Source organism: Aminobacter sp. Y103A (assembly GCF_030294925.1).
Taxonomy (GTDB): Bacteria; Pseudomonadota; Alphaproteobacteria; order Rhizobiales; family Rhizobiaceae; genus Aminobacter; species Aminobacter ciceronei.
The window spans coordinates 632,087-655,607 of record NZ_AP017986.1; the positions used below are offsets into that span (position 1 = coordinate 632,087).

Genomic DNA, 23,521 nt, shown 5'->3' on the forward strand with positions numbered 1-23,521 from the left:
CAGGACCGCCGATGATCCGCTTCATGTTCCGTCTTGCCGCCGCAATAGCGCTTTCGGTCGCCGTCATCATGGCCGTGCTCGACGCCACCCGCACCGTCGCCGTGTCACGGCTGGTGATGACGCCGCTCGATACCAGCTGGTCGACGGCCTCGCCCGATACCCTCGCCGCGACCGAGACATTCGTCCGTGACAAGACCGGCCCGGCTGTCTGGGACAGCGTCGTCGTGCCGGTGCTCAACCAGCCGGGCTTCGCGGTCTTTGCCGTGCTCGCCTTCCTGCTCTACGCAATCGGCCACCGGCGCCGCGCCGGCCGCTTCACCGGCGAGGTCTGACGCGACGCCAGCAAGCTTCGGCGCAACGACGAGGAGGGAAGGCAGATGTTTTTCCTGAGCGACATGCTGAACAAGAAGCTCAAGCTGCCGACGTCTGGCGAAGCGCTGCCCGGCCGCGCGCGGGCGATTCCGACAGCATCGAAGCACTACGTCTCCAGGCGCCCGCTCAAGGGGCCATATCCCGAAGGCTTCGAGCAGGCGCTGTTCGGCCTGGGCTGCTTCTGGGGTGCGGAGCGCCTGTTCTGGCAGATCCCCGGCGTGTGGGTGACGGCAGTCGGCTATGCCGGCGGGCTGACGCCCAATCCGACATATCAGGAGACCTGCACCGGCCTTACCGGTCATGCCGAAGTCGTGCTGGTGGTCTACGACCCCGCACAGGTCAGCTATGGCGAGTTGCTGAAGATATTCTGGGAGGCGCACGATCCGACCCAGGGTATGCGCCAGGGCACCGACGTCGGCACCACCTACCGTTCGGCGATCTACACCTTCTCCGACAGCCAGCAGGCCGAGGCGGTTGCCTCGCGCGATGCCTATCAATCGGCACTCAAGGCTGCCGGTCGCGAAAAGATCACCACCGAGATCGCCGCAGTGCCTCAGTTCTACTTCGCCGAAGACGATCACCAGCAATACCTTGCCAAGAATCCCTATGGCTATTGTGGCCTCAAGGGCACCGGCGTTGCTTGCGCGATCCCCGACAAGGCGGCCGTTTAGGCATTCGTTTCAGGCGCCATTTGCGATGCCTGTGCATTTTTCCAAAAGGTCAAGATTCCGCGTGAATTTTGTCTTGGCCCGTGCAAGATATGGCCATGCGCGGGGGGAGAGATCCTCGCCATGGGCCGTGCGGCAGCCGGAGGAACGGCTCGCGCGGCGATTGCAAAAAAGACAACCGACAGGGTGTGGATCACATGAAACGTATCGTCCTCGGCCTTCTGGCGGCCACCGCCATGTGCCTTCCGGCGCTCGCCGCTGATGTTCAGCCGGCGCTGCTCTACGATCTCGGTGGCAAGTTCGACAAGTCGTTCAACGAAGCGTCCTACAACGGCGCCGAGAAGTTCAAGGCCGAAACCGGCATTCCTTATGTCGAGTTCGAAGTCTCCAACGCCTCGCAGCGCGACCAGGCCCTGCGCCGCTTCGCCGAGGATGGCCGCAACCCGATCGTCATGGCAGGCTTTGCCTGGTCCGAGGCGCTCGCCAAGGTCGCTGCCGACTATCCGGACCTCAAGTTCGCCATCATCGACATGGTCGTCGAAAAGCCCAATGTGAAGTCGATCGTGTTCAAGGAGCATGAAGGCTCCTACCTCGTCGGCGTCATGGCAGCCCTTGCCTCGCAGTCCAAGAAGGTCGGCTTCGTCGGCGGCATGGACGTTCCGCTGATCCGCAAGTTCGGCTGCGGTTATGTCGGCGGCGCCAAGGCTGCCGGTGCGACCGAAGTCATCCAGAACATGACCGGCGACACGCCTGCCGCCTGGAACGACCCGACCAAGGGTGGCGAAATCACCAAGACCCAGATCTCGCAGGGCGCTGACGTGATCTACGCCGCGGCCGGCGGCACCGGCGTCGGCGTGCTCCAGGCTGCTGCTGACGGCGGCAAGCTCGGCATCGGCGTCGATTCCAACCAGAACGGCCTGCAGCCGGGCAAGGTGCTGACCTCGATGCTCAAGCGCGTCGACGTCGCCGTCTACAACGCCTTCATGGATGCCAAGAACGACAAGTTCGAAGGCGGCATCAACAATCTCGGCCTCAAGGAAGGTGGCGTCGACTACGCCATGGACGACAACAACAAGGCGCTCGTCACCGACGAGATGAAGGCAGCCGTCGAAAAGGCCAAAGCCGACATCATCGCCGGCACCATCCAGGTGCATGACTACACCTCGGACGACAAGTGCCCCTATTGATCCCTGCCTGAATGAAACGCGCCGCCGGACCCTGGTCCGGCGGCGTCGATCATTGTGGGCCAGTCCTCGGGACGGCAATCGATGTTCACGGTTACCGGAATTGGTGGCTTCTTCTTTCGCGCCAAGAATCCTCAGGCACTCGCTGCCTGGTACGAACAGCACCTCGGCATTTCAGACATCTCGCGCGCTGTCTGGCAGCAGCAGGCGGGGCCGACGATCCTTTCGCCTTTCAGTCGCGACACCGAGTATTTCGGCCGTCCAGAGCAGCAATGGCTGATCAACCTGCGCGTCGATGACCTCGATGCCGCGATGGCCGAGCTGAAGGCAGCCGGCATCGCGGTGGAAACGCGGGCGGAGTGGGACTCCGAGGTCGGCCGGTTCTGCCGGATTCACGATCCTGAGGGCAATCCGATCGAGCTGTGGCAGCCATCCGAAGCGGCTGGTCTGGCCTGAGGCTTGGCTCTGGCGCGGCGTCACCAGTGGGGCGGCTTGGTCACCGGCGTGTCGGGTGCCGTCTGCTCCTCGAGCACCAGGAAGCGCTCGGTGAGGGCGTCGAGCTTCTTCTGCATCCGCTCGATGGTCTTCCACTGTTCGGCGATCTGGCCGGAAAGCTCCTCGATCGTATGCTCCTGCTCAGCGGCGCGTATTTCGAGCGTCGTCAGCCGGTCATCGGGCGTGGTCATGGTCGATCCTCATTGGGGCGATCCTCATTGGGCCGTCATATCGGTCGTTGCCTCGAAATCGGCCGCGGAGCGGTCAATTCCTTGGGGTCACCAGGCGAGCCGATTGGCAGGGCAGTATCGGCGTGCTAGCTCTTTCGGCAAGCCATAACAAGAACATAAGAACCTGAGGTGGGACGGTCGTATGGCGGAAGCAGCTATCGAACTGATCGGCATCAACAAGAGTTTTGGTGCTGTCCGCGCCAACCGCGACATCGCGCTCGAGATACCGCGCGGCACGATCCACGGCATCATTGGAGAAAACGGCGCCGGCAAGTCGACGCTGATGTCGATCCTCTACGGCTTCTATCAGGCCGACAGCGGCGAAATCCGCGTCAACGGCAAGCCGGCCAGCATCAAGACACCCAACGATGCCATCGCCGCCGGCATTGGCATGGTGCATCAGCACTTCATGCTGGTCGAGAATTTCTCGGTGCTGGAAAACGTCATTCTCGGTGCAGAAGGTGAGGCGCTGCTCAACAAGTCCATCGCCAAGGCGCGCTCCGAGCTGCGCCGGCTGGAGCAGGAATACGGCCTCGAGGTCGATCCCGATGCGATCATCGAGGAACTGCCGGTCGGCCTGCAGCAGCGCGTCGAAATCCTCAAGGCACTGTATCGGGGTGCTGAAATCCTAATCCTCGACGAGCCCACCGGCGTGCTCACCCCGGCTGAAGCCGACCACCTGTTCCGCATCCTCCAGCAGCTCAAGGAACAGGGCAAGACGGTGGTGCTGATCACCCATAAGCTGCGCGAGATCATGGCCATCACCGACAACGTCTCGGTGATGCGCCAGGGCACGATGGTCGCCACACGCAAGACCAGGGAAACCACCGTCGAGGAGCTGGCCGAGCTGATGGTTGGCCGCCGCGTGCTGCTGCGCGTCGAAAAGGGCGAGGCCAAGCCCGGCGCCGTCAAGCTTTCGGTCAAGAACCTGACGGTCAAGGATTCGCGCGGCGTCACCATGGTCGACGACGTATCCTTCGACATCCGCGCCGGCGAGATCGTCGGCATCGCCGGTGTCGCCGGCAACGGCCAGTCGGAACTGATGGAAGCCGTTTCCGGCATCCGCAAGGCGGTCTCGGGGACGGTCATGCTCGACGGCAAGCCGATTGATCTGACCGGCCAGGCCGACCCCGGCGAATTGCGCGACCGCGGCCTCGCCCATGTGCCGGAGGATCGGCATCATGTCGGCCTGGTGCTTGCTTTCGACGAAAGCGAGAACTCGATCCTCGGCTATCACGACAAGCCGCAATATCTCAAAGGACCGTTCCTCAATCTCGACGCGATCCAGAAGGACGCGCAGGAAAAGATCGAGAAATACGACATCCGCCCGGCCAATCCTCGGCTCAAGACCGCCAATTTCTCCGGCGGCAACCAGCAGAAGATCGTGCTCGCGCGCGAGATCGAACAGGACCCCGGGGTGCTGATCGTCGGCCAACCGACCCGCGGCGTCGATGTCGGCGCCATCGAATTCATCCACAAGCGCCTGATCGCCATGCGCGACCAGGGCAAGGCGGTTCTGCTGGTCTCGGTCGAGCTCGACGAGATCCGCTCGCTCTCCGACCGCATCCTGGTGATGTTCGCCGGCCGCGTCGTCGGCGAGCGCGGACCCGAAACCGGCGAAAGCGAGCTGGGGCTTCTGATGGCAGGCGTCGAACACAAGGAGGCCGCCGAATGAGCACGCCTTACGCAAAACTCCCGGCCTGGGCCGACTACGGGCTCATTCCACTGATCAACCTGCTCGTCGCTTTCGTCGTCGCTGGCCTCGTCGTGCTGCTTGTCGGCGAAAACCCGCTGCGCGCCGCCGTCATCCTTGTCGAAGGTGCCTTCGGCAGCGGCCAGGGCCTCGCCTACACGCTGTTCTACGCCACCAACTTCATCTTCACCGGCCTGGCCGTCGCGGTCGCTTTCCATTGCGGCCTGTTCAACATCGGCGGCGAGGGCCAAGCCTATATCGCCGGCCTCGGCATCGCCATCGTCGTCCTTGCCTTTGACAGCACGCTGCCCTGGTGGGTCGTCTTTCCGATGGCGATCATCGCCTCGGCACTGTTCGGCGCGTTGTGGGCGCTGATTCCGGCCTATCTCCAGGCCAAGCGCGGCTCGCACATCGTCATCACCACCATCATGTTCAACTTCATCGCCGCCTCGGTGATGGTCTACATGCTCGTCAACGTGCTGAAGCCGGCCGGCTCGATGGCGCCGCAGACGCGCCAGTTCGTCGAAGGCGGGCAATTGCCCAAGCTCGGCTGGCTGCTCGCCGAATTCGGCCTCACCGTCCGGCCCTCGGCGCCGCTCAACGTCTCATTCCTGTTGGCGCTGGTCATGGCCTTCCTGGTCTGGGTGCTGATCTGGCGCACCAAGCTCGGCTACGAGATCCGCACCTTCGGCTTCAGCTCGAAGGCGGCGCGCTACGCCGGCATCTCGGAAACCCGCATCATCATCGTCACCATGCTGATTTCGGGCGCGCTCGCCGGCATGATGGCGCTCAACCCGATCATGGGCGACCAGCACAATGTGCCGCTCGATTTCGTCTCCGGCGCCGGCTTCGTCGGCATCGCGGTGGCGCTGATGGGCCGATCGCATCCGGCCGGCATCGTGCCGGCGGCGGTCCTGTTCGGCATGCTCTACCAGGGCGGTGCCGAACTGGCCTTCGAGATGCCGAACATCTCCCGCGACATGATCGTCATCATCCAGGGCCTGGTGATCCTGTTTGCCGGCGCGCTCGAGCACATGTTCCGCCCGGCCATCCAGGGCATCTTCGCGAGCTTCAGCCCGCGATCCGTCGGCATCACGGCGACCAAAGGGGAGCGCGCCTGACATGGAATTCATCGACGCGCTCATCAACATCCTGAACTCGACAATCCGTGTTTCGGTGCCGCTGCTGCTCGCCTGCCTGGCCGGCCTCTATTCGGAACGCGCCGGCGTTTTCGACATCGGCCTCGAAGGCAAGATGCTGGCCGGCGCCTTCGCCGGCGCGGCGGCGGCTGCCGTCTTCGCCTCGGCGTGGATCGGCCTGCTGATCGCCGTCCTGGTGTCGGTCGGCATGGCCTTGGTCCATGGCTTTGCCTCGATCACCCATCGCGGCAATCAGATCGTCTCTGGCGTCGCGATCAACTTCATCGCTGCCGGCTCGACGATCATCCTTGGCCAGGCCTGGTTCCAGCAGGGCGGGCGCACGCCCTCGCTGCCGCCGGAAGGCCGCTTCGGCGCAGTCAACCTGCCTTTCGCCGATGCGTTGCGCGACGTGCCTGTCGTCGGCCAGCTCTATTCCGGCCTGCTGTCGGGCCATTCGCTGCTGACCTATGTCGCTTTCCTCGCCGTGCCGTTCACCTGGTGGGTGCTGTTCCGCACTCGCTTCGGCCTGCGCCTTCGCGCCGTCGGCGAGAACCCGGCGGCCGTCGACACCGCCGGCATCTCGGTTGCCTGGCTGCGCTATCGTGCCGTCATCTGCACCGGCATCCTGACAGGCCTTGCCGGCTCCTACATGGCGCTCGCCCAGAACGCCGGCTTCGTCAAGGACATGACGGCCGGCCGCGGCTACATCGCGCTCGCTGCGCTGATCTTCGCCAAATGGAAACCGGTGCCGGCCATGTTCGCATGCCTGTTGTTCGGTTTCCTCGACGCGCTGTCGATCCGCCTGCAGGGGTCTCCCCTGCCGATCATCGGCAAGGTGCCGGTGCAGCTGATGCAGGCACTGCCCTACATCCTCACCGTCATTCTGCTCGCCGGTTTCATCGGCAAGGCCATCCCGCCTCGCGCCGGCGGCGTGCCCTATGTGAAGGAGCGCTGATCTTGTCCCACGATCTGTTCCAGGCGGCGACCGCCGCCATGGCCAAGGCTTATGCGCCCTATTCGAAGTTTCCGGTTGGCGCGGCACTGCGCACCGAAGATGGACGCATCTTTGCCGGCGCCAACATCGAGGTTGCGTCCTATCCCGAGGGCTGGTGCGCCGAGACCACCGCACTTGGCCACTACATCATGGGCGGCGGCGGCAAGATCACCGAGATCGCCGTCGTTGCCGAGCGCATGGCCCGCATCACACCCTGCGGCGGCTGCCGCCAGCGCCTGGCCGAATTCACCAGTCCGGACACCAAACTCTATCTCTGCGACGATGCCGGCATCGTCGAAACTGTCACCATGGGCCAGATGCTGCCCTACGGGTTCCAGGGGGAGATCCTGAAATGAAGGAAGCCGTCGATCGTCTCGTCGAGCAGCTCGACGGTCTTGCGCCGGCGACCGCCATGGTGCTGGGTTCCGGCCTTGGCGGCCTCGTCGACGAGGTCGAAGACGCCATCCGCATCCCTTACGCCGCCTTGCCCGGTTTCCCCCGAAGCGGCGTGACCGGCCATGCCGGAGAGCTCGTTGCCGGCCTGTTCGGTGGCCAGCCGGTCATCATGATGGCCGGCCGCGCGCATTATTACGAGCATGGCGATGCCTCGGTCATGCGTCCGGCGCTCGAGACGCTCGCCGGCATCGGTGTCACCCAGCTCGTGCTGACCAATGCCGCCGGCTCCGTCGACCCCGGCATGCTGCCCGGCTCGATCATGCTGATCGAGGACCACATCAATTTCGCCGGCGCCAATCCGCTGTTCGGCGAGCCGACCGACCGCCGCTTCGTCGGCATGACCGAGGCCTATGATGCCGGTCTGCGCAAGGCGTTCGAGACCGCCGCCGCGGCAGCAAGCATCGACCTGCACAAGGGCGTCTACATGTGGTTCTCCGGCCCGTCCTTCGAGACGCCGGCCGAGATTCGCATGGCCCGCATGTTCGGCGCCAATGCGGTCGGCATGTCGACGGTGCCCGAAGCGATCATCGCCCGCTTCCTCGGCCTCAAGGTGCTCGCCTGCTCGGTCATCACCAACCTCGCCGCCGGCATGACCGGGGCCGAGCTGTCGCATCGCGAAACCAAGGACATGGCCCCCATCGGCGGCGGCCGCCTCGCCACCGTCCTGCGCAAGATGTTCGAGAAGGGCCCGATCGATGGCTGAGGGCAGGGCGGAGACCGCGGAGAACGCCGAGCGCCAAGCTTCGCCGGCCGCGAGCGCCATCTGATGCTCCCGCAGGAAATCATCCGCCGCAAGCGCGACGGCAAGGCTCTCGCCCCGGCCGAAATCGCCGCCTTCGTTGGCGGCATCACCTCTGGCGCCGTCTCGGAAGGCCAGATCGCGGCTTTCGGCATGGCCGTCTTCTTCAACGGCATGAGTCGCGACGAGGCGGTGGCGCTGACCACGGCCATGCGTGATTCCGGCGATGTGCTGGACTGGTCCGACCTGCCGGGTCCCGCCACCGACAAGCACTCCACCGGCGGCGTCGGCGACAATGTCTCGCTCATGCTGGCGCCCATCGTTGCCGCCTGCGGCGCCTATGTGCCGATGATTTCGGGCCGCGGCCTCGGCCACACCGGCGGCACGCTCGACAAGATGGATTCCATCACGGGCTACGCCAGCCAGCCCGACCTTGCGCTGTTCCGGCGCGCGGTGCGCGAAGCCGGCTGCGCCATCATCGGCCAGACATCAGACCTCGCGCCTGCCGACAAGCGTTTCTACAGCATTCGCGACGTCACCGCGACGGTCGAATCGGTGCCGCTCATCACCGCTTCGATCCTGTCCAAGAAGCTTGCTGCCGGCCTCGGCTCGCTGGTGCTCGACGTCAAGATCGGTAACGGCGCCTTCATGGAAAGCGCGCGCGACGCCTCGGCACTGGCCACCAGCCTCGTCGAGGTCGCCAATGGCGCGGGTCTCAGGACCACAGCCCTAATCACCGGCATGAACGAGCCGCTGGCCTCCGCCGCCGGCAACGCGGTCGAGGTCCGGAACGCCGTCGATTTCCTCACCGGCCGCTTCCGCGACCCGCGCCTCGAAGAGGTCACGCTGGCGCTCGCCGCCGACATGCTGCTGTCAGCCGGCCGGGCGAGCTCGCAGCGCGAGGGGCTTCAGCAGGCACGCACGGCGCTCGAAGACGGCACCGCCGCCGACATCTTCGGCCGCATGGTTTTTGTGCTCGGCGGCCCCGTGGATTTCGTGACGAACGCGGCCAAATATCTGCCCAAGGCAGATGTGGAACTGGTGGTGAAAGCCCCGCGCGGCGGCTTCGTCTCGGCAATCGCAACCCGTGACATCGGCCTTGCGGTCGTCGCCCTGGGCGGCGGCCGCACCCGGCCCGAGGACAAGGTCGACCATGCCGTCGGCATTACCGGGCTGCTTCCTGTCGGTGCCGAAGTGAGGGCCGGTGAGGCGCTCGCCCGCATCCATGCCCGCAGCCCGCTTGCAGCGGAGACGGCTGCCGCTTCGGTGCTTGCCTGCTACACGCTGGATGAAGCCAGGCCAGTGGCGGCGAAGGTGGTCGCCAGACGCATTGCGCCGCGCAGCTAGAAAACCACGCGGCGCAAGTCACATCCCTTGAGGTCAGCTTGCGTGCTTCCTGCCGAAGCAGGCAACGGCGATTGCAGCCAGCAGGGTCGCGGCACCGCTGTAGATGAAGGCACTGTTGACGCCTGCAGTGTCGACCAGCACGCCGCCGAACACCGCACCCAGCGCGATCGCCACCTGGAAGGTCGCGACCATCAGGCCGCCGGCACTTTCAGCCTGGTCGGGCGCTGCGCGTACCATCCAGGTCTGCACGCCCACCGGCACCGCGCCGAAGGCAAAGCCCCACGCGGCGATGGCGACGCCCGCGATCCCGGCCGACGAACCCGCCAACAGCAGCGCCAGCGCCGAGATGGCGATGAGCAACGGAGCCAACGTCACCGCCGACCGCAGGCTGCGTTCGGCCATGAAACCGCCGGCGAGATTGCCGAAGAAGCCGCCAATGCCGAAGGCCAGCAGCACCAGCGATATGGTCTCGATGCCGAGTGCCGGCACCTGCTCGAGGAAGGCTCGGAAATAGGTGAAGCCGGCGAAATGGCCGGACGCGGTCAGGATGACCAGCAGCAGCCCGACGCGGATCATCGGGTTGCGGGAGACGTCACGCAGGGCACCGAAGCTGGCGATGCTGATGGGCGGAAGCTTGGGCAGCGTGGCGAACTGCACGATCAGCGTGACCAGACCGACGCCGGCAGCGATGATGAAGGCGCTGCGCCAACCCCAGGCGTCGCCGACATAGGCGCCCACGGGGGCGGCGCAGACGGTCGCCACCGAAACGCCGGTCAGGATGATCGACATGGCGCGCGGCAGCACCTCGCTGGGCACCAGCCGCATCGCGATGGCCGCCGACATCGACCAGAAGCCGCCGAGTGCCACGCCCAGGAGCACACGCGCGAACAAAAGCGACGGCAGTGACCAGGCGGTTGCCGCGAGCAGGCTCGACACGACCAGCAACAGCGACAATCCGATCATCACATGCCGTCGGTCGATCTTCCTTGTCGCGATCGCCATTGTCGGCGCGGCGATCGCGGCGACGACGGCAGTCGCCGTCACCGCTTGTCCGGCGGTGCCTTCGGTGATGCCGAGATCCTGCGCCAGCGGCGTCAGCAGGCTGGCCGGCAGGAATTCCGCCGTCACAAGGCCGAACACGCCGAGCGACAACGACAGAACGGCGCCCCACAGGGGTTCCGCGCGCTCCTCGGCCTTCGCTTTCTGGATCGGAATGCCGCCCAGCGTTGCGGTTGCGATATCGTTCATTTGGGAGGCTCTCCGATTGCAGTGCGGTGCAACATGGGGGTGACGATTTGGCGTTTCCATGCTAGAAACGCCAGTATGAATGATCGTTCGTCCAAACTTGCCGCCGACCCGCTGACCGATATCCTCAGGGGGTTGCGCCTCGAAGGCGTCGAATATGGCCGCTGGGAACTGAAGGAGCCGTGGAACATCGAATTCCCGGCCCAGGCAACGGCACGCTTCTACTTCGTCGGACAGAAGGCGTGCTGGCTGCGCCAACCCTCGGGCGAATGGGTCGAGCTTCGCTGCGGCGACGCCGTGCTCCTGCCGCGCGGCGTGGCCCATGTGATCGCCAGCGAGCCAGGCGCAAAATCGTCGCCGATCAATGGCTACGAGATCAAGCAGATCTGCGAGAAGGTCTTCTGTCTTTCGACCGAGGGCTGCCGGCCGGGCACGCTGCTGTTCTGCGGCAGCATGTATTTCAACCTCGACGGCCTGCACCCGCTGCTCGGCATGATGCCTGACGTCATGCGCACGACCGAACTCGAGGCGCATGACCCCGGTATCACTCACATGCTCGAAACCATGGCCCGCGAGGTCAAGCTCGAGCGCGTCGGTTCCGCCGGCATCGTCGCCCGGCTCGCCGACGTGCTCGCCGCCATCATCATTCGTTCATGGGTCGAGCGCGGCTGCGGCGATTCCAGCGGCTGGATCGCCGCGGTCAGGGATCCCAAGATCGGCAAGGTGCTGGCCGCGATCCATCTCGAACCGAGCCACAACTGGACGGTCGAGGCGCTGGCTCGGATGATGGGCGCATCGCGCTCCGGCTTCGCCGACCGCTTCGCGGCGATCGTCGGCGAAACGCCGGCGCGCTACGTCACTCAGGTCAGGATGCACCAGGCGCGGCAGTGGCTGGTCCGCGACCGCCTGCGCATCTCGGTCGTGGCGTCACGGCTGGGCTACGATTCGGAAGCTGCCTTCAGCCGCGCCTTCAAGCGCGTTATCGGCCATCCGCCCGGCCACTTCAGGACTGCGGATCAGCAAACCGCGGCCTGAGGCTCACTGCACCAGAAGCAGCGCGCCATTTTCGACCTGGTACTTCTTGAGTCGCGACAGGAAGCTCATTCCGATCAGCGTGCCGTCGAGGGCCTTGTCCTCGAGCACCACCACCGGCACCTCGTCGACGCTGATCCGGCCGATCTGCAGCCTGTCGATGCGCGAAAGCGCTGCGCGCGCAGCACCATTTGCCGTGTTGACCTGCTGGGTGAAATCCCCCGGCGCGACTTTCACCCCGGCCTTGCGCGCGGTCGAAACGTTGATCGTCACCAGCGTCGCCCCGGTGTCGACCATTGCGTCGACCGAGCGACCGTTGATCTTGAAGCTTGCCGTGAAATGGCCGCGCATGTCGGCGTCGATCTTGACGCTGCGTCCGGCGGTGGAGGCAGTCGCAGCACTGGCTTCGACGGGCTTGGGCGCCGGCGTAATGGTGCCCGTCGCCATCTCGGTCAAAGCCTTGAACTTCTCACCGTCCTTGTCCCACAGCATGGGCACCGACGCGGATGCGCCGGCACAGACACCGAATATGATGAGCTTACGCAGCATGTGACGCCCTGATTTGAGGCGTCACGATAGTCCGGACAAGGTGATCGTGGCTTTAACGCAGCCATCCCGATGTCAAAGGCGGTAAACCGTGGGTTAAGGCCTATTTGGTGCCGTACATACGGTCGCCGGCGTCGCCGAGGCCGGGGATGATGTAGCCCCGCTCGTTGAGCTCGCGGTCGATCGAGGCGGTGAACACCGGAACATCCGGGTGCGCCTTGGTGAAGCGCTCGATGCCTTCGGGCGAGGCCAGCAGGCACAGGAAGCGCAGGTTGGTGGCGCCGCGGCCCTTCAGCTTGTCGATCGCCGCGATCGCGGAATTGGCGGTGGCCAGCATCGGGTCGACGACGATCACCAGGCGGTCGCCGAGGTCGCTTGGCGCCTTGAAGAAATACTCCACCGCCTCCAGCGTCTCGTGGTCGCGATAAAGCCCGACATGGGCGACGCGGGCTGCCGGCACCAGGTCGAGCAGGCCTTCGAGCAGGCCATTGCCGGCGCGCAGCACCGAGGCGAACACCAGCTTCTTGCCTTCGAGCGTCGGCGCCTCCATCGTCTCGATCGGCGTTTCGATCATCTTGGTGGTCAGTTCGAGGTCGCGCGTCACCTCGTAGCCGAGCAGCAGGGAGATCTCGCGCAGCAGCCGCCGAAAGCCGGCCGTCGAGGTTTCCTTGTCGCGCATGATGGTCAGCTTGTGCTGCACAAGCGGATGGTCGACGACGGTCACGGTCATGGCTTACGCTCCTGAAACTCGGGTAATTCAGGCCATTCTATCGGCTGGCGCGCCGCCGACCAATGTCGCGCCAGCCTTGAACCACAGTTTTGTCGGCCAAATTCAGCGTTTATGGCCGTCGAGACGGGCAAGAAGTGCTGCTTTGGTCTTCCTGTCGACGAAAGCGGCCTCGATCGCCGTGCGGGTCGTCGCCATCAGCGCCTTGTCGTCCATGCCGAAATGCTCAGTGGCAATGTCATATTCGCGCTTCAGGCTGGTCCAGAAATAGGGCGGATCGTCGGAGCTCAGCGTCACCTTGCAACCAGCCGCCCGGAACTTGGGGAAGGGGTGGTCGGCAAAGCTGTCGAACACCTTGAGCGCGATGTTCGACCCCGGGCAGACTTCCAGCACGATGCCTTCGTCGGCGATGCGTTTGACCAGATCGGGGTTTTCGATGGCGCGTACGCCATGGCCGATGCGCGATGGCTTGATGTGGTCGAGCGCCTGCGCCACGCTCTCCCAGCCCAGCAGTTCGCCGGCATGGATGGTGATGCCGAGGCCGGCCTCGCGGGCGATCTCGAAGGCGCGCACATAATCCTCGAACTCGCCCATACGCTCGTCGCCGGCGACGCCGAAGCCGGTCACCAGTGGATGGTTGCACCTGGCGGCAAAGCGTGCCGCCGCCTCGATCGATTCGACACCAACATGGCGCACGCCGGTAACGATCATCCGGCCCTCGATGCCAGTCTTGGCCTTGGCCCGCAGCATGCCTTCGCCGAGCGCGTCGGTATAGGCCTTGGGCGACAGCCCGGCTTTGATGGCATGGTCGGGCGAAGTGAACACTTCCGAATAGATCGCGCCGTCACGGGCGAGGCTGGTCAGGTAGTGTTCTGAAAGCCGGGCGTAGTCCTCTTCGGTGCGGAAAAGGTCGGCGGCGAAGTCGTAGGCCGCAAGGAACGAGGTGAAGTCGTTCCAGACGAAGGAGCCGTTCTGGATGAAGGGTGAGACGTCCTTGCCGTATTTCTGCGCCTGGCGGACGACGAGTTCGGGTGCCGCCGCACCTTCTATGTGGCAGTGCAGCTCGGCTTTCAAAGGCATTCCTTGTTCCTTGTGTTGTCGGCGCGGGCGCGGCCTAAAACCGCGCCTCAAACAATAGCGCCCGCTGGTGTGATCGGCTATGGTCCCGCCGGATTTGATTGGACAACAAAATGTCAGAACAACGGACGACGGCTGTCGGCGGCATGGAAACCTCCTACGGTTTCCGCAATGTCGGAGCTGGCGACAAGCAGGGCCTGGTCAACGAGGTCTTCCACAAGGTCGCCGACCGCTATGACGTGATGAACGACCTGATGTCGGGCGGCCTGCACCGTATCTGGAAAGACGCAATGGTTGCCTGGCTCAACCCGCCCAGGCGTCCGGGTTGGAAGGTGCTCGACGTTGCCGGCGGCACCGGTGACATCGCCTTCCGCATCGTCGACGCCTCGCATGGCAACGCGCATGCCACCGTGCTCGACATCAACGGCTCGATGCTTGGCGTCGGCCGCGAGCGCGCCGAAAAGCGCGGCCTTGCCGACAAGACGGATTTCGTCGAGGCAAACGCCGAGGAACTGCCCTTCGCCGACGAGACCTTCGACGCCTACACCATCGCTTTCGGCATCCGCAACGTGCCGCGCATCGATGTGGCGCTGTCGGAAGCCTGGCGCGTGCTGAAGCCGGGCGGGCGCCTTTTGGTCCTCGAATTCTCCGAGGTCGAGATGCCCTTGCTCGACAAGATCTACGAAGCCTGGTCGTTCAATGCCATTCCGCGCATCGGCCAGGCCGTGACAGGCGACGGCGAGCCCTACGCCTATCTCGTCGAATCGATCCGCAAGTTCCCCAACCAGCAGAACTTTGCCGCGATGATCACCCGCGCCGGCTTCGACCGCGTCACCTTCCGCAACTACACCGGCGGCATCGCAGCGCTGCACTCGGGCTGGAAGCTTTGACGGACGGCGCGCGATGAGCAGTCTCGGAGCGTCGTTCCGGCTCGCGCGTGCGGGCTGGGTGCTTGTGCGTGAAGGCGTGGTCGCGGCGTTGCCCGGCGACCAGCTCGAGGGCCTGCCGAAGATCGGCTGGCAGGTGGCGCGCCTGCTGACCCGGCGCCGCGCCCGCAAGAGCGTGCGCAGCGATCGCCTTGCCAAGGCGGTCGCCCGCCTTGGTCCGTCCTACGTCAAGCTCGGCCAGTTCCTGGCGACCCGCCCTGACGTCGTCGGCGACGACATCGCGCTCGACCTGGCGTTGCTCCAGGACAGCATGGCGACCTTCCCGATGTCGGAAGCCGTCGAGGCGATCGAAGGTTCTCTCGGCCGCAAGGTCTCCGATCTCTATCTCAGCATCGGCGCGCCGATTGCCGCCGCGTCCATCGCCCAGGTCCACCCGGCCGAAGTTGCGACGCCGGAAGGCCCGCGCAAGGTCGCCGTCAAGGTCATCCGCCCCGGCGTGCGCCGCCGCTTCTTCCAGGATCTCGAAAGCTACTTCCTGGCAGCCCGGCTGCAGGAGCGTTTCGTTCCGTCGAGCCGCCGCCTGCGTCCGGTCGAGATCACCGAGACGATGGCCCAGACAACCAAGATCGAGATGGACTTCCGCCTTGAGGCGGCGGCCTATTCCGAACTTGGCGAAAACACCAGGGATGATCCCGGCTTCCGCGTGCCGTCTGTCGACTGGGAGCGCACCGGCCGCGACGTGCTCACCATGGAGTGGATCGACGGCGTCAAGCTCAACGACATCGAAGGGCTGCGCGCCGCAGGCTTCGACCTCAAGGCGATCGCCGCGACGCTGGTACAGTCGTTCCTGCGGCATACGCTGCGCGACGGCTTCTTCCATGCCGACATGCACCCCGGCAACATGTTCGTCGACGCCAATGGCGACATCGTTGCCGTCGATCTCGGCATCTCCGGCCGTCTCGGCAAGAAGGAGCAGCGCTTCCTTGCCGAGATCCTCTACGGCTTCATCACCCGCAACTACATGCGTGTCGCCGAAGTGCATTTCGAGGCCGGCTATGTGCCGCGCCACCACAATGTCGCGGCCTTCGCCCAGGCGATCCGCGCCATCGGCGAGCCGATCCACGGCCAGCCGGCCGAAACCATCTCGATGGCCAAGCTCTTGACCCTTTTGTTCGAGGTCACCGAGCTGTTCGATATGGAGACGCGGCCCGAACTGGTGCTGCTGCAGAAGACCATGGTCGTCGTCGAGGGTGTTGCCCGCACGTTGGACCCGGCCTTCAACATGTGGAAGACGGCCGAACCCGTGGTCGGCAACTGGATCGCTGGAAATCTCGGCCCGCGCGGCCTGATGATCGATGCCCGTGACGGTCTTGGCGCGCTTCTGTCGCTGGCCCGCCAAGCCCCCGACCTCTCCGCCCGCGCCGAAAGGCTGTCGCGCGAGATCGACGCCATGGCCGAAAACGGCCTGCGCTTCGACGAGGCGACGGCGCGCGCCATCGGCAAGGCCGAAGCGCGCCACACCCGCTCCGGTCGCATTGCGCTGTGGGTCATTGCGCTGACGCTGGTCTACATCGCCTGGCAACTGCTCTGATCGGACAATGCCGGCATTGCTGGCAGTGCCGGCATTGAATGCGCCCCCCGTCGGCGCTACTTTTGCGTCAGACGCGCATCGCCGCTTCGGGAAGGGTTCGAGCCATGCGGTCAATCTCAACTTCGGCGACTGCTGTACTCAGCTGCTCGCCAAAACCCGGAACGTGCCGCCGCTTTTCAAGGGCGATGATTTCATCCATACCGACATCGTGCCGGCGCTGAAGCCGGCTTGAGGGCCAAGCATGTTCCTTTCCGGCAAGCGCATCCTGCTTATCATCGGCGGCGGCATCGCGGCCTACAAGTCGCTCGACCTGATCCGTCGGTTGCGCGAGCGCGGCGCATCCGTCCGGGCGGTCATGACCTCTGCCGCCCAGGAGTTCATCACGCCTCTGTCGGTTGGCGCACTCACCGCCGACCACGTCTTCACCGATCTCTTCGACCGCCAGGACGAGCAGGATGTCGGCCACATCAGGCTGGCGCGCGAGGCCGACCTGATCGTCGTTGCCCCGGCCACCGCCGACCTGATGGCCAAGCTCGCCAACGGCCATGCCTCCGACCTCGCCTCTGCCGTGCTGCTTGCCGCCGACAAGAAGGTGCTGTTTGCGCCGGCCATGAACCCGCGCATGTGGTCGAATCCGGCGACGCGCCGCAACCGCGCCACGCTGGAAAAGGACGGCATCCATTTCATCGGCCCGATGAAAGGCGAGATGGCCGAAAGCAACGAGGCAGGCGAGGGCCGCATGGCCGAGCCTTTGCAGATCGTCGGAGCGGTCGAGGAACTGCTCGACATCAGGCCGAAGCCGCTGTCGGGCCGCAAGATCATCATCACCTCAGGCCCGACGCACGAGCCCATCGATCCCGTGCGCTACATCGCCAACCGCTCGTCGGGCAAGCAGGGTCATGCGCTCGCCGCCTCGCTCGCCCGGCTCGGCGCCGATGTGCGCCTCGTCTCCGGCCCGGTGACCATTCCAGATCCTGCCGGTGTGAAGACGGTGCATGTCGAAAGCGCGCGCGAGATGCTCGATGCGGTCGAACAACTGCTACCGGCCGATGCCGCCATCTTTGTCGCCGCCGTCGCCGACTGGCGCACAGCCGCCTCTGCCGATGAGAAGATCAAGAAGGTGGCGGGCGAGGGGCCGCCGGCGCTGCAGATGGTCGAGAACCCCGACATTCTCGCCGGCGTCGGCCACCACGCCAAGCGTCCCTATCTGGTCATAGGTTTCGCTGCCGAGACCCAGGACGTTCTCAAAAATGCCCAGGCCAAGCTGGCCAGGAAGGGCGCCGACTTCATCGTCGCCAACGATGTCAGCCACGAAGGCGGCGTCATGGGTGGCGACCGCAACCGGGTGAAGATCGTGAGCAAGGCGGGCGTCGACGAATGGCCTGATTTGCCCAAGGAAGAGGTCGCCGAGCGGCTCGCCCAACTGATCGCCGAAAGGCTCGGGACAGTCACGGTCTGAGCCCCGGCGATCTTTTCGCTGCCGGGTCTGCGCCGGCTGCAACAGAGTGTTCACCGGATGGATGCTTGGCCACCCCGCACGCGCATGCGAGGTGAGGGCCGACCACCATCCGGAGTTCTCCAAGACATGAAGCTTTTCTACATGCCCGGCGCCTGTTCGCTGGCCCCGCACATCGTCGCCAACGAAGTCGGCATCGACCTCGAACTCGTCAAGGTCGACGGCAAGACCAAGACCACTGAAACCCAGCAGGACTTCCTTGCCACCAATCCCAACGGCTATGTGCCGGCGCTGGTGCTCGGCGATGGCGAGCTGATGACCGAATCCTCCGTCCTGGTGCAGTACCTCGCTGACCAGAAGCCCGAGAGCGGCCTGATGCCCAAGGCCGGCGACATGGCGCGCTACCGTGTTCAGCAGTGGCTGGCCTTCGTCGCCACCGAACTGCACAAGGTCTTCGGCGCCTTCTTCAAGCCCAACACGCCCGAGGCCACCAAGGAGATCAACCGCGAGCTGCTCGCCAGGCGCCTGGCCTATGTCGACGGCAAGCTCGACGGCCGCGCCTATCTGATGGGCGATGCCTTCACTGCGGCTGACGCCTATCTCTGGACGATCCTCGGCTGGGCCAAGCATGTCGGCATCGATCTGTCTTCCTTTGCCAACATCCAGCGCTATCTCGGCACCGTGGCTGCCCGCCCGGCCGTGCAGAAGGCCCTGCGCGCCGAAGGCCTGGCCTGATCTCCGGCTCCAGCAACTGCCGCCGCTGTTGAACCGGCAATTGCCGACTTGATTATTGACGGCCTCGAGGCTCACGCCTTGGGGTCGTTTTCTTTATGGCATTCCTATTTCTTTGTCCGCCCCGCTCTCTCGAACCTTAATGTGGTTCGGAGCCATATTCCTTTGCGAAATCCAGACCCGGCCAACGTCGTCAGCATGCCTGACGCCGTCGTTTGGCGCGTGGGGATGGTCCTTACGCCCTCGGCTTAAGGTTTCAACGGAACAGGAGTTTTCGAAGATGGACATCTTCGTTCTCGCCATAGGCGTGGTCTTCTTCGCCTTGTGCTTCGCCTACGTCAAAGCCTGCGACATCCTCTGAAGGAACGCCAAATGTTGCTCGAATACATCCTCGGCGGCGCAGTGACCGTGTTCCTGCTTGCCTATCTGACCTACGCGCTCATCCGCCCCGAACGGTTCTGACCGCTCAGCGCTCGCACGGAAAGCTTCTCAAATGACCATCAATGGCTGGATACAGATCGCCGCATTCTGCGCGGTCATCATTCTGCTCGTGAAGCCGCTCGGCGGCTACATGACCCGCGTCTTTACTGGCGAGCGCACGTTCTTGTCGCCGCTGCTCGGCCCGGTTGAGCGCGTGCTCTACCGGCTTGCCGGCACCAGCGAGCGCGAGGACCAGCACTGGACTGGCTATGCCGCCGCCATGCTGTCTTTCAACATCGCCGGCTTCCTGCTGCTTTATGCGATGCAGAGGTTCCAGGGCGCGCTGCCCTTCAACCCGGCAGCCATGGGTGCTGTGCCGCCCGAGCTCGCCTTCAACACTGCCGTCAGCTTCATGACCAACACCAACTGGCAGAACTACGGCGGCGAAAGCACGATGTCCTATCTCGTGCAAATGGCCGGCCTGACGGTGCAGAACTTCGTCTCGGCCGCCACCGGCATCGCCATCGGTATGGCGCTGATCCGCGGTTTCGCCCGCGCCTCGGGCAAGTCGATCGGCAACTTCTGGGTCGATCTGACGCGCACCACGCTCTACGTGCTTTTGCCGCTCTGCATCGTGCTCACGCTCGCTTATGTCTGGCTCGGCGTGCCGCAGACGGTCGGTTCCTACATCGCTGCCACCACCGTCGAGGGAGCTCAGCAGACCATCGCTGTGGGACCAGTCGCCTCGCAGCTCGCCATCAAGATGCTCGGCACCAATGGCGGCGGCTTCTTCAACGCCAACTCCGCACATCCGTTCGAAAACCCTAACGCTATCTCCAACTTTATCCAGATGGTCTCGATCTTCGCGCTGGGTGCTGCACTCACCAACGTTTTCGGACGCATGGTCGGCAACCAGCGCCAGGGCTGGGCGATCTTCGCCACCATGGGCATCCTGTTTGTCGCCGGCGTCGCCATCACCTACTGGGCCGAGGCTGCCGGCAACCCGCTGGTGCACGCGCTGGGCATCGACGGCGGCAACATGGAAGGCAAGGAAGCCCGCTTCGGCATCGTCCTGTCGTCGCTCTTCGCCGTCATCACTACGGCTGCCTCCTGCGGTGCGGTCAACGCCATGCACGGCTCGTTCACAGCCCTCGGCGGCATGATCCCGCTGATCAACATGGAACTCGGCGAGGTCATCGTCGGCGGCGTCGGCGCCGGCTTCTACGGTATCCTGATGTTCGTCGTCATTGCCATCTTCGTCGCCGGCCTGATGGTCGGCCGCACGCCGGAATATCTCGGCAAGAAGATCGAGGCCAAGGAAATCAAGATGGCCGTGCTTGCCATCCTGTGCCTGCCGCTCGCCATGCTCGGCTTCACGGCCATCGCCGTGCTGTTGCCGAGTGCCGTGGCTTCAGTCGGCACGCCGGGTCCGCACGGCTTCTCCGAGATCCTCTACGCCTACACCTCGGGCGCGGCCAACAACGGCTCGGCCTTCGGCGGTCTCACCGGCAACACGCCCTGGTACAACATAACAATTGGTCTCGCCATGCTGATGGGCCGCTTCCTGGTCATCATACCGGCACTCGCCATCGCCGGTTCGCTGGTCACCAAGAAGACGGTTCCCGCTTCCGCTGGCACCTTCCCCACCGACAGCCCGCTGTTCGTCGGCCTGCTTGCCGGCGTCATTCTGATTGTCGGCGGCCTGACCTTCTTCCCGGCGCTCGCCGTCGGCCCGATCGTCGAGCACCTCGCCATGATCGTCGGCCAGACGTTCTGATGCAGCGCCGCAAAACCAAACGACTGGAGTCTCTCACATGAGTGCCCACAAATCTGCGAGCCTGCTCGACGCTCGCATCATCCTTCCCGCCATAGGCGACGCGTTCAGGAAGCTCGACCCACGCAGCCTGGCCAAGAACCCTGTCATGTTCGTCGTCGCCGTGGTCACGGCGCTGACATCAGTGCTGTTCATCAAGGACCTGGTCACGGGTGCGGGCGGGCTCGGCTTCTCGTTCCAGATCATCCTGTGGCTCTGGTTCACCGTGCTGTTCGCCAACTTCGCCGAGGCTGTCGCCGAAGGCCGCGGCAAGGCCCAGGCAGACTCGCTGCGCAAGGCGCGCACCGAAACCCAGGCCAAGCTGCTCGAGGGCGAAAGCCGCACCGCCTACAAGATGGTGCCGGGCACCAGCTTGAAGGTCGGCCAGGTCGTCCTGGTCGAGGCCGGCGACATCATCCCCTCCGATGGCGAAATCATCGAAGGTGTCGCTTCGGTCAACGAAGCCGCGATAACAGGCGAGTCCGCGCCCGTCATTCGTGAATCCGGTGGCGACCGTTCGGCCGTGACAGGCGGCACCCAGGTGCTGTCGGACTGGATCCGCGTGCGTATCACGGCGGCCGCCGGCTCGACCTTCCTCGACCGCATGATCTCGCTGGTCGAGGGCGCCGAGCGCCAGAAGACGCCGAACGAAATTGCGCTCAACATCCTGCTTGCCGGCATGACGCTGATCTTCGTGCTCGCCGTCGCCACCATCCCGAGCTTCGCTACCTATGCCGGCGGCTACATTCCGGTCATCGTGCTTGTCGCGCTGTTCGTGACGCTGATCCCGACCACCATCGGCGCGTTGCTGTCGGCCATCGGCATTGCCGGCATGGACCGTCTAGTGCGCTTCAACGTGCTCGCCATGTCGGGCCGCGCCGTCGAGGCCGCCGGCGACGTCGACACGCTTTTGCTCGACAAGACCGGCACCATCACCCTCGGCAACCGCCAGGCCACAGAGTTCCGTCCGGTCAAGGGTGTAACCGAGCAGGAGCTCGCCGACGCGGCCCAGCTTGCCTCGCTCGCCGACGAAACGCCGGAAGGCCGCTCGATCGTCGTGCTCGCCAAGGAACGCTATGGCATCCGTGCCCGCGACATGGGCTCGCTGCATGCCCATTTCGTGCCCTTCACTGCTCAGAGCCGGATGAGCGGCGTCGATTTCGACGGCTCTTCCATCCGCAAAGGCGCCGTCGACTCGGTGCTCAACCATGTCAAGTCGGGCGCCGCCTCGGCCTCGGGCGCACGGGTCGATGCCGAAGCCGTGCGTGGCATCCAGGCCATCTCCGACGAAATCGGCAAGCTCGGTGGCACCCCGCTCGCGGTTGTCCGCGATGCCCGCCTTCTCGGCGTCATCTACCTCAAGGATATCGTCAAGGGCGGCATCAAGGAACGCTTCACCGAGCTGCGCCGGATGGGCATCCGCACCGTCATGATAACAGGCGACAACCCGATGACGGCCGCCGCCATCGCTGCCGAAGCCGGCGTCGACGACTTCCTCGCCCAGGCGACACCTGAGAACAAGCTCAGCCTGATCCGCGAGGAACAGGCCAAGGGCAAGCTGGTGGCCATGTGCGGCGACGGCACCAACGACGCCCCGGCCCTCGCCCAGGCCGACGTCGGCGTGGCGATGAACACCGGCACGGTCGCCGCCCGCGAGGCCGGCAACATGGTCGACCTCGACAGCGATCCGACCAAACTCATCGAGATCGTCGAGATCGGCAAGCAGCTGCTGATGACCCGCGGCGCGCTGACGACCTTTTCCATCGCCAACGACATCGCCAAATACTTCGCCATCATCCCGGCGATGTTCCTGGCCTTCTATCCCCAGCTCGGCGCGCTCAACATCATGGGCTTGTCGACACCGCAGAGCGCCATCCTGTCGGCGATCATCTTCAACGCCCTGATCATCGTCGCGCTGATTCCGCTGTCGCTGAAGGGCGTCAAGTACCGGCCGATCGGCGCCGGCGCACTGCTCCGCCGCAACCTGCTCGTCTACGGCCTCGGCGGCATCATCGTGCCCTTCATCGGCATCAAGGCCATCGACATGGCAATCAACGCCATCGGCCTCGTGTAAAGGACATCCATCATGTTGAAGCAACTCAGACCTGCGCTCGTCATGATCGTCGCGCTCACCGTCATCACCGGCCTTGCCTATCCGCTTGGCATGACCGGCATCGCCCAGGTGCTGTTCCCCAGACAGGCCAATGGCAGCCTGATCGAGAAGGACGGCAAGATCATCGGCTCCGAGCTGATCGGCCAGGCTTTCGCCGGCGAGCAGTACTTCCATGGTCGCCCCTCTGCCGCCGGCGACGGCTACAATGCCGCCGCTTCCTCGGGCTCCAACCTCGGCCCGACAAGCGCCAAGCTCATCGACCGCATCAAGGCCGAGGCGGAGGCGCTGAAGCAGAGCGATCCTGGCGCACCAGTGCCGGTGGAACTGGTCACCGCCTCTGGCAGCGGTCTTGATCCGCACCTGTCGCCTGAAGCCGCCTATTTCCAGGTGGCACGTGTGGCCAAGGCCCGAGGTGCCGATGAGGCGGTCATCCGCAAGCTCGTCGACGGCCATGTCGAAGCCCGAGCGCTCGGCTTCATGGGCGAACCGGTTGTGAACGTCCTCAAGCTCAATTTGGCGCTCGACGCAGCGGTTGCGCCCTGACAAGGTTGTGCCGGAGTTCCAG

At 64.8% G+C, this 23,521-nt stretch carries 25 protein-coding genes; 20 read left to right on the forward strand and 5 right to left on the reverse strand.

Features of this window, described 5'->3' with window-relative positions:
• The first annotated feature begins 11 nt into the window (after positions 1 to 11).
• The 4 genes from Amn_RS03010 (at position 12) to Amn_RS03025 (ending at position 2,680) form a co-directional block, all read left to right on the forward strand.
• Positions 12 to 332, forward strand: a complete 321-nt coding sequence (locus Amn_RS03010; protein ID WP_286294524.1) for a hypothetical protein — start codon at positions 12 to 14, stop codon at positions 330 to 332.
• A gap of 45 nt (positions 333 to 377) precedes the next feature.
• Positions 378 to 1,043, forward strand: coding sequence for a peptide-methionine (S)-S-oxide reductase MsrA (msrA, locus tag Amn_RS03015; protein ID WP_286294525.1), 666 nt, complete (start codon positions 378 to 380; stop codon positions 1,041 to 1,043).
• Positions 1,044 to 1,237: 194 nt separating this feature from the next.
• Positions 1,238 to 2,227 carry a BMP family lipoprotein gene (locus tag Amn_RS03020; RefSeq protein WP_067954662.1) on the forward strand — a complete coding sequence of 330 codons (990 nt, stop codon included), beginning with the start codon at positions 1,238 to 1,240 and terminating at the stop codon, positions 2,225 to 2,227.
• Between the two features lie 81 nt (positions 2,228 to 2,308).
• The gene (locus Amn_RS03025; RefSeq protein ID WP_067954660.1) at positions 2,309 to 2,680 is read left to right on the forward strand and encodes a VOC family protein; all 372 of its coding nucleotides are present in this window, start codon (positions 2,309 to 2,311) and stop codon (positions 2,678 to 2,680) included.
• A gap of 20 nt (positions 2,681 to 2,700) precedes the next feature.
• On the opposite strand, the gene Amn_RS03030 is transcribed toward Amn_RS03025, so the two are convergent.
• Positions 2,701 to 2,910, reverse strand: a complete 210-nt coding sequence (locus Amn_RS03030) for a SlyX family protein (RefSeq protein ID WP_067954658.1) — start codon at positions 2,908 to 2,910, stop codon at positions 2,701 to 2,703.
• Positions 2,911 to 3,091: 181 nt separating this feature from the next.
• On the opposite strand from Amn_RS03030, the gene Amn_RS03035 reads away from it, so the two are divergent.
• From Amn_RS03035 to deoA, 6 genes are all read left to right on the forward strand, one after another.
• Positions 3,092 to 4,624: an ABC transporter ATP-binding protein gene (locus Amn_RS03035; protein ID WP_067954656.1), complete on the forward strand. Its 1,533-nt coding sequence runs from the start codon at positions 3,092 to 3,094 to the stop codon at positions 4,622 to 4,624.
• Positions 4,621 to 5,763 (forward strand): ABC transporter permease, encoded by a 1,143-nt coding sequence (locus tag Amn_RS03040; protein ID WP_067954655.1) that lies wholly within the window; start codon positions 4,621 to 4,623, stop codon positions 5,761 to 5,763. The genes Amn_RS03035 and Amn_RS03040 overlap by 4 nt, the downstream gene beginning before the upstream one ends.
• Position 5,764: 1 nt before the next feature.
• Positions 5,765 to 6,736, forward strand: coding sequence for an ABC transporter permease (locus tag Amn_RS03045; RefSeq protein ID WP_067954653.1), 972 nt, complete (start codon positions 5,765 to 5,767; stop codon positions 6,734 to 6,736).
• 2 nt (positions 6,737 to 6,738) lie between these two features.
• On the forward strand, positions 6,739 to 7,131 hold the full coding sequence (gene cdd / locus Amn_RS03050; protein ID WP_067954651.1) for a cytidine deaminase: 393 nt from the start codon (positions 6,739 to 6,741) through the stop codon (positions 7,129 to 7,131).
• Positions 7,128 to 7,934, forward strand: a complete 807-nt coding sequence (locus Amn_RS03055; RefSeq protein ID WP_182573558.1) for a purine-nucleoside phosphorylase — start codon at positions 7,128 to 7,130, stop codon at positions 7,932 to 7,934. The genes cdd and Amn_RS03055 overlap by 4 nt, the downstream gene beginning before the upstream one ends.
• Positions 7,935 to 7,997: 63 nt before the next feature.
• Positions 7,998 to 9,317 (forward strand): thymidine phosphorylase, encoded by a 1,320-nt coding sequence (gene deoA / locus Amn_RS03060; protein WP_286294527.1) that lies wholly within the window; start codon positions 7,998 to 8,000, stop codon positions 9,315 to 9,317.
• 33 nt (positions 9,318 to 9,350) lie between these two features.
• Here deoA and Amn_RS03065 read toward each other — a convergent pair whose 3' ends face one another.
• Complete coding sequence (locus Amn_RS03065; RefSeq protein WP_286294528.1) at positions 9,351 to 10,565, reverse strand: MFS transporter; 1,215 nt, start codon at positions 10,563 to 10,565, stop codon at positions 9,351 to 9,353.
• A gap of 75 nt (positions 10,566 to 10,640) precedes the next feature.
• On the opposite strand from Amn_RS03065, the gene Amn_RS03070 reads away from it, so the two are divergent.
• Positions 10,641 to 11,597 carry an AraC family transcriptional regulator gene (locus Amn_RS03070; RefSeq protein WP_067954635.1) on the forward strand — a complete coding sequence of 319 codons (957 nt, stop codon included), beginning with the start codon at positions 10,641 to 10,643 and terminating at the stop codon, positions 11,595 to 11,597.
• A 3-nt stretch (positions 11,598 to 11,600) separates the two neighbouring features.
• Here Amn_RS03070 and Amn_RS03075 read toward each other — a convergent pair whose 3' ends face one another.
• The 3 genes from Amn_RS03075 to Amn_RS03085 all read right to left on the reverse strand — a co-directional run bounded on the left by Amn_RS03075 (position 11,601) and on the right by Amn_RS03085 (position 13,947).
• Positions 11,601 to 12,143, reverse strand: coding sequence for a TIGR02281 family clan AA aspartic protease (locus Amn_RS03075; protein ID WP_286294529.1), 543 nt, complete (start codon positions 12,141 to 12,143; stop codon positions 11,601 to 11,603).
• Positions 12,144 to 12,243: 100 nt separating this feature from the next.
• Positions 12,244 to 12,870 (reverse strand): uracil phosphoribosyltransferase, encoded by a 627-nt coding sequence (upp, locus tag Amn_RS03080; protein WP_067954623.1) that lies wholly within the window; start codon positions 12,868 to 12,870, stop codon positions 12,244 to 12,246.
• A gap of 102 nt (positions 12,871 to 12,972) precedes the next feature.
• On the reverse strand, positions 12,973 to 13,947 hold the full coding sequence (locus Amn_RS03085; RefSeq protein ID WP_067954616.1) for an adenosine deaminase: 975 nt from the start codon (positions 13,945 to 13,947) through the stop codon (positions 12,973 to 12,975).
• A gap of 110 nt (positions 13,948 to 14,057) precedes the next feature.
• On the opposite strand from Amn_RS03085, the gene ubiE reads away from it, so the two are divergent.
• The 9 genes from ubiE to kdpC all read left to right on the forward strand — a co-directional run bounded on the left by ubiE (position 14,058) and on the right by kdpC (position 23,499).
• Positions 14,058 to 14,834 (forward strand): bifunctional demethylmenaquinone methyltransferase/2-methoxy-6-polyprenyl-1,4-benzoquinol methylase UbiE, encoded by a 777-nt coding sequence (gene ubiE / locus Amn_RS03090; RefSeq protein WP_067965765.1) that lies wholly within the window; start codon positions 14,058 to 14,060, stop codon positions 14,832 to 14,834.
• Positions 14,835 to 14,847: 13 nt separating this feature from the next.
• The gene (gene ubiB / locus Amn_RS03095; protein WP_067954614.1) at positions 14,848 to 16,422 is read left to right on the forward strand and encodes a 2-polyprenylphenol 6-hydroxylase; all 1,575 of its coding nucleotides are present in this window, start codon (positions 14,848 to 14,850) and stop codon (positions 16,420 to 16,422) included.
• 7 nt (positions 16,423 to 16,429) lie between these two features.
• Positions 16,430 to 16,654 carry a type II toxin-antitoxin system VapC family toxin gene (locus Amn_RS03100; protein ID WP_154384685.1) on the forward strand — a complete coding sequence of 75 codons (225 nt, stop codon included), beginning with the start codon at positions 16,430 to 16,432 and terminating at the stop codon, positions 16,652 to 16,654.
• 9 nt (positions 16,655 to 16,663) lie between these two features.
• Complete coding sequence (gene coaBC, locus Amn_RS03105; protein WP_286294530.1) at positions 16,664 to 17,881, forward strand: bifunctional phosphopantothenoylcysteine decarboxylase/phosphopantothenate--cysteine ligase CoaBC; 1,218 nt, start codon at positions 16,664 to 16,666, stop codon at positions 17,879 to 17,881.
• Positions 17,882 to 18,007: 126 nt separating this feature from the next.
• A complete protein-coding gene (gene gstA / locus Amn_RS03110; RefSeq protein WP_182573551.1) occupies positions 18,008 to 18,613 on the forward strand; it encodes a glutathione transferase GstA in 606 nt (201 codons plus the stop codon).
• 369 nt (positions 18,614 to 18,982) lie between these two features.
• Positions 18,983 to 19,072, forward strand: a complete 90-nt coding sequence (gene kdpF / locus Amn_RS03115; RefSeq protein WP_067954606.1) for a K(+)-transporting ATPase subunit F — start codon at positions 18,983 to 18,985, stop codon at positions 19,070 to 19,072.
• Positions 19,073 to 19,103: 31 nt separating this feature from the next.
• Entirely contained in the window at positions 19,104 to 20,807 is a 1,704-nt protein-coding gene (gene kdpA, locus Amn_RS03120; RefSeq protein WP_154384688.1) for a potassium-transporting ATPase subunit KdpA, read from the forward strand.
• 37 nt (positions 20,808 to 20,844) lie between these two features.
• Positions 20,845 to 22,917, forward strand: coding sequence for a potassium-transporting ATPase subunit KdpB (kdpB, locus tag Amn_RS03125; protein ID WP_067954602.1), 2,073 nt, complete (start codon positions 20,845 to 20,847; stop codon positions 22,915 to 22,917).
• 12 nt (positions 22,918 to 22,929) lie between these two features.
• Positions 22,930 to 23,499, forward strand: a complete 570-nt coding sequence (kdpC, locus tag Amn_RS03130; protein ID WP_067954600.1) for a potassium-transporting ATPase subunit KdpC — start codon at positions 22,930 to 22,932, stop codon at positions 23,497 to 23,499.
• Positions 23,500 to 23,521 lie beyond the last annotated feature (22 nt).

Coding starts and splice junctions, on each gene's coding strand:
- Amn_RS03010 (WP_286294524.1), top strand. CDS start 12: ATGATCCGCTTCATGTTCCGTCTTGCCGCCGCAATAGCGCTTTCGGTC.
- msrA (WP_286294525.1), top strand. CDS start 378: ATGTTTTTCCTGAGCGACATGCTGAACAAGAAGCTCAAGCTGCCGACG.
- Amn_RS03020 (WP_067954662.1), top strand. CDS start 1,238: ATGAAACGTATCGTCCTCGGCCTTCTGGCGGCCACCGCCATGTGCCTT.
- Amn_RS03025 (WP_067954660.1), top strand. CDS start 2,309: ATGTTCACGGTTACCGGAATTGGTGGCTTCTTCTTTCGCGCCAAGAAT.
- Amn_RS03030 (WP_067954658.1), bottom strand. CDS start 2,910: ATGACCACGCCCGATGACCGGCTGACGACGCTCGAAATACGCGCCGCT.
- Amn_RS03035 (WP_067954656.1), top strand. CDS start 3,092: ATGGCGGAAGCAGCTATCGAACTGATCGGCATCAACAAGAGTTTTGGT.
- Amn_RS03040 (WP_067954655.1), top strand. CDS start 4,621: ATGAGCACGCCTTACGCAAAACTCCCGGCCTGGGCCGACTACGGGCTC.
- Amn_RS03045 (WP_067954653.1), top strand. CDS start 5,765: ATGGAATTCATCGACGCGCTCATCAACATCCTGAACTCGACAATCCGT.
- Amn_RS03055 (WP_182573558.1), top strand. CDS start 7,128: ATGAAGGAAGCCGTCGATCGTCTCGTCGAGCAGCTCGACGGTCTTGCG.
- deoA (WP_286294527.1), top strand. CDS start 7,998: ATGCTCCCGCAGGAAATCATCCGCCGCAAGCGCGACGGCAAGGCTCTC.
- Amn_RS03065 (WP_286294528.1), bottom strand. CDS start 10,565: ATGAACGATATCGCAACCGCAACGCTGGGCGGCATTCCGATCCAGAAA.
- Amn_RS03070 (WP_067954635.1), top strand. CDS start 10,641: ATGAATGATCGTTCGTCCAAACTTGCCGCCGACCCGCTGACCGATATC.
- Amn_RS03075 (WP_286294529.1), bottom strand. CDS start 12,143: ATGCTGCGTAAGCTCATCATATTCGGTGTCTGTGCCGGCGCATCCGCG.
- upp (WP_067954623.1), bottom strand. CDS start 12,870: ATGACCGTGACCGTCGTCGACCATCCGCTTGTGCAGCACAAGCTGACC.
- Amn_RS03085 (WP_067954616.1), bottom strand. CDS start 13,947: ATGCCTTTGAAAGCCGAGCTGCACTGCCACATAGAAGGTGCGGCGGCA.
- ubiE (WP_067965765.1), top strand. CDS start 14,058: ATGTCAGAACAACGGACGACGGCTGTCGGCGGCATGGAAACCTCCTAC.
- ubiB (WP_067954614.1), top strand. CDS start 14,848: ATGAGCAGTCTCGGAGCGTCGTTCCGGCTCGCGCGTGCGGGCTGGGTG.
- Amn_RS03100 (WP_154384685.1), top strand. CDS start 16,430: ATGCCGGCATTGCTGGCAGTGCCGGCATTGAATGCGCCCCCCGTCGGC.
- coaBC (WP_286294530.1), top strand. CDS start 16,664: ATGTTCCTTTCCGGCAAGCGCATCCTGCTTATCATCGGCGGCGGCATC.
- gstA (WP_182573551.1), top strand. CDS start 18,008: ATGAAGCTTTTCTACATGCCCGGCGCCTGTTCGCTGGCCCCGCACATC.
- kdpF (WP_067954606.1), top strand. CDS start 18,983: ATGTTGCTCGAATACATCCTCGGCGGCGCAGTGACCGTGTTCCTGCTT.
- kdpA (WP_154384688.1), top strand. CDS start 19,104: ATGACCATCAATGGCTGGATACAGATCGCCGCATTCTGCGCGGTCATC.
- kdpB (WP_067954602.1), top strand. CDS start 20,845: ATGAGTGCCCACAAATCTGCGAGCCTGCTCGACGCTCGCATCATCCTT.
- kdpC (WP_067954600.1), top strand. CDS start 22,930: ATGTTGAAGCAACTCAGACCTGCGCTCGTCATGATCGTCGCGCTCACC.